Genomic DNA, 2,023 nt, shown 5'->3' with positions numbered 1-2,023 from the left:
GACCCCCGCCCCGCCCAACCAGCTGCGCAGCTCCCCATCGATCCACAGGTCGCCGCCGACGAGGCGGTGCTCGGGTCCAAGAGACTCGGCGAGCGCCGGGCAGGATCCGCGGGGATCGACGCCCGCGCCGTCGAGGATCCAGGCCGCGCGCTCATGGATCAGCGCCAGCGCCAGCGCAGACGGGTGGCAGTGGGTGTTGTCGTGCCCGGCGGAGATCACGGTCAAGGCTGGATCCGCGAGCTCGATGGCGCCGCTCGAGGTCCCGTCGGCGGCCCCGTGGTGGCTCATCCACAGTAGATCCACAGGGCCGCAGGCAGCGGCGGCGAGCTCGACCCGCGCGGCGGGCAGATCGCCCGGGAGCAGGGCCCGCAGCTGGCCAACCTCGACGCACAGGGCCAGCCCGCGCTCGTTCTCGGGCGCCGCAGCTGGGGGAGGATCGAGGGTGAGGACCTCGACGCGTAGCCCCGAAGCGGCGAACACGGAGCCGGGCGCCGGGGCCTCGCGGCGCTGGCCGGCGAGGGCGAAGTAGAGCGCGAGCGCCTCGCTGTCGGGTAGCGAGCCGTCGAGGCCTCGGTCCCAGAGCTGGCCGACCTCGACGTCGTCGGCCGAGGGCCACCGTCCGTCAGGGCCGACGAGCACCGGGCCGAGGCCGCCGATGTGGTCGGCGTCGTAGTGGGTGTGGATCCAAAGCGAGACCTCGGCGACCTGATGCTCGGCGAGGGCATGGAGGATCGCTTCGGCGCCTGCGGCCGGGCCCGAGTCGACGATCACGACCTCGCCGCCGTCGCCCGCGAGCATCAGCGCGGCGCCCTGCCCGACGTCGATGAAGTGAAGGCCGGGGCCGGCTTCGAGGGGTGAGAGCAGCAACGAGGTCGCGAGGGCCGTGGTGATCATGCCCAGTCGTCGGCCCGGGCCCCGCGCTGTTGCACGGATCCGATCGAAAAAAATTTCCCGGCGAAAAGATGCAAGGCCTGGCGACGCGGACCGACGCTGTCTGCGTGAGCGCCTCGATCTTGCTGTCCCTCGTCCTCTTGTCTGTCCCCGCGGCGCCACCGCGGGCGGCTCCGCCAGGCGTGTTCGAGCCCAGCTCCGGCGCGTGGGCGGTCGTCCACGCCGGGCAACTTTGGGTCTGCTGGCGCGCGGGGCCGGGCCCCAGGCCCGAGTCAGGAGGCAACAACGACTGCTGGCGCCGCGTCGAGCTCCTCGTAGACGGGCCGCAGAGCGAAGACCTCCTCGACGAGGCCGCCGAGGAGTTCATCGAGGACGCCGCCGCTCAGAGCCTCGAGACCAGCTCCGAGCGCTGGCGGCTCGGCTTCTGGGGGCCGCGCAGCCTGTGGATCGAGCGCGGTGATCAGCGCTGGCGGGTCGATCTCGGCCACCAGCGCGCGACGATCACGGACGAGCCCGCGCCGGTCCGGCTGTCCCGCCCGCGCGCGAGCGCTTGCGGTCCTCGGGGCCAGACGCCCGCGCTCGTCGGAGGTCGTCTCGCCTGGCAGGCGGCGCCCCAATGTCCCCGAGGCCCCCGGGCCGGCAGCTGCGTCGCTCCGCCGCCGCCGCGCGTGCGCCGGGCGCTGCCGCTGCGGGTCCGGGCCGGGATCCAGCTGTCGGCCGTCCGCAGCTGGACGATGCGCGATGATCGTGAGCTGGGCCTGAGCGTCGCCGCGGTCCGGCCGCGCGCCGCCGTCGAGCTGTCCTTCGTGGTCGAGCTCGGCTTCGACCTGAGCCGCGCGCGGACGGACGAGCGGGCGCGCGCCCTGCTCGCGCGCCGCGAGCGAGGTCGCAGCTTGCCCGCGGTCGTCCCGGGTCCGCTCGCGGCGCGCGAGCGTCGGGCGCTGACAGCCGCCGTGTGCGGCTCGGAGGCGTCGCCATGAGCCCCGCGTGGTCCCTCGCGCTGGCCTCGTGGCTGACGGCGTGGGCGAGCCCTCCGGGCCCCAGCGTGACCGAGCTCGGCACGCCAGCGCCCGAGACCGCCCGATCCGAGCCCGCCCCCGCGCCGTCGAGGATCCAGGCCGCGCGCCCATGG

The 2,023-nt window shown here is 74.8% G+C and carries 2 protein-coding genes; one reads left to right on the top strand and one right to left on the bottom strand.

What is annotated here, in order from left to right:
* A partial coding sequence (locus ENSA5_RS08280; RefSeq protein ID WP_146155464.1) for a ComEC/Rec2 family competence protein occupies nucleotides 1-894 on the bottom strand: 894 nt, incomplete at its 3' end.
* A gap of 104 nt (nucleotides 895-998) precedes the next feature.
* Here ENSA5_RS08280 and ENSA5_RS08275 point away from each other — a divergent pair.
* The gene (locus ENSA5_RS08275; RefSeq protein ID WP_146155463.1) at nucleotides 999-1,871 is read left to right on the top strand and encodes a hypothetical protein; all 873 of its coding nucleotides are present in this window, start codon (nucleotides 999-1,001) and stop codon (nucleotides 1,869-1,871) included.
* The last annotated feature ends 152 nt before the right edge of the window (nucleotides 1,872-2,023 follow it).

It is taken from the genome of Enhygromyxa salina, from assembly GCF_002994615.1.
GTDB lineage: Bacteria > Myxococcota_A > Polyangia > Nannocystales > Nannocystaceae > Plesiocystis > Plesiocystis salina_A.
This window is presented reverse-complemented; position numbering and strand designations above follow the sequence as displayed.